We start from the raw sequence: 1,887 nt of genomic DNA, 5'->3' as shown, positions 1-1,887 counted from the left end.
GTGTATTTACAATCTATAAATCATTAGTCGCTAATTCACATCACTTCTATTTAAGATGATGTAAGGAGATAGCCATGACAACTCAAACGATACCAAACGAGAAAAAAAAGGGCGGCTTCTTTGCCAACTTTAAATTTCCTTCTGCCTACACCATTCTATTTATTCTGATTGCGTTCGTCGCGCTGCTTACCTGGATTGTTCCAGCAGGCCAATACGACCGTGCAATGAATGAAGAGCTAGGCCGAGAAGTACCCGTAACCGGAACCTATCAAGCGGTAGAAGGTAACCCTCAAGGCGTGATTGATGTACTGCTAGCGCCTATTGATGGCTTCTACGACCACAATAGCTATGAAGCAGCGGCTATCGACGTTTCGCTGTTCATCTTAATCATTGGTGGCTTCTTAGGACTAGTAACCAAAACAGGTGCCATTGATGCTGGCATCGAGCGCGTTACCGCCCGCTTAGAAGGGCGAGAAGAGTTGATGATACCAATACTGATGGCACTGTTTGCCGCTGGTGGTACTGTCTACGGCATGGCGGAAGAATCACTGCCATTCTATACATTACTAGTACCAGTAATGATGGCAGCTCGCTTTGACCCTCTAGTTGCGGCTGCGACGGTATTGCTTGGCGCGGGCATTGGGGTGCTAGGCTCTACCATTAACCCATTCGCGACCGTTATTGCTGCCAACGCCTCTGGTATTCCATTTACCGACGGTATCGCGCTGCGTATTGGAATGCTGATTATTGGTTGGGGTATCTGTGTCGCCTACGTCATGCGCTACGCAAGAATGGTACAAGCCGATCCAACAACATCGATTGTTTACGACAAATACGAAGAGAACAAAGCGCACTTCCTTGGCAACGCAAGTGGTGAAAAACTGGAGTTCACCGCGACTCGCAAACTGATCCTGGCCATTTTTGGTGGCTCTTTCGCTGTCATGATTTACGGTGTATCCGTTGCTGGATGGTGGATGGCAGAGATCTCCGCGATGTTCTTAGCTGCGACTATTATTGTCGGTATTGTGTCTCGCATGAGCGAGGAAGAGTTCACAACTAGCTTCATTGACGGTGCTCGAGACCTACTGGGCGTTGCGCTTATCATAGGTATCGCACGTGGTATCGTAGTCGTAATGGACCGCGGTATGATCACCGACACTATTCTTTTCTCAGCAGAACAAATGGTGACTGGCCTTTCTTCAGTTGTCTTCATTAACGTGATGTTCTTCTTAGAAATTCTACTGTCATTCTTAGTACCTTCGACCTCTGGTCTAGCAGTGCTGACTATGCCAATCATGGCGCCATTAGCCGATTTTGCTGGCGTAGGTCGTGACCTTGTTATCACCGCTTACCAATCTGCATCTGGCTTGGTCAACTTAATCACTCCAACCTCTGCAGTGGTAATGGGCGGCTTGGCGATTGCTCGTGTCCCTTACGTGCGCTGGGTTAAATGGGTGATGCCATTAATCGGAATCTTGATGGTGTTCTGCATCGTTGTACTAAGTATTGGTGCGCTTATCTAAAACCTACACACCACCTTCTCGTTCAAAGCCGCTTTCTTAGCGGCTTTTTTGTTGCTATCGCCCTCAGAACCAGTCCCCAAAACAACCTCACGAGCTGCACACACTCTATTTAAAGCCTCTCTATAGCCAACCTCATCAGCCAACCTTAAACAATCCAAGGACACCTTCGACAAAGCGTAAATCAACATTTTAATATTGATGTTAAGGCTAATAAAAAACAATCCATTCCTCTCCATTATGTTTATAAAAATATTTAGTCATTTATTAACGTTAATTATATTTAAAGTTATTCACCTTGTAATAACCAAAGGGAAAATAAAGGCTATTTTTATAGAAAACTGGCTTAAAAAAACCAATTATAAAG

Annotated in this window: 1 protein-coding gene; it reads left to right on the top strand. The window is 45.3% G+C overall.

What is annotated here, in order from left to right; genetic code table 11:
• The first annotated feature begins 74 nt into the window (after nucleotides 1–74).
• A complete protein-coding gene (locus tag AB4496_RS05560; protein WP_009844712.1) occupies nucleotides 75–1,523 on the top strand; it encodes a YfcC family protein in 1,449 nt (482 codons plus the stop codon).
• The last annotated feature ends 364 nt before the right edge of the window (nucleotides 1,524–1,887 follow it).

Source organism: Vibrio sp. 10N.222.46.A1, assembly GCF_041473595.1.
Classification (GTDB): Bacteria; Pseudomonadota; Gammaproteobacteria; order Enterobacterales; family Vibrionaceae; genus Vibrio; species Vibrio tasmaniensis_A.
The sequence above is the reverse complement of the archived record's forward strand: the minus strand, read 5'-3'. Positions and strand labels throughout refer to the sequence as shown.

Coding starts and splice junctions, on each gene's coding strand:
- AB4496_RS05560 (WP_009844712.1), top strand. CDS start 75: ATGACAACTCAAACGATACCAAACGAGAAAAAAAAGGGCGGCTTCTTT.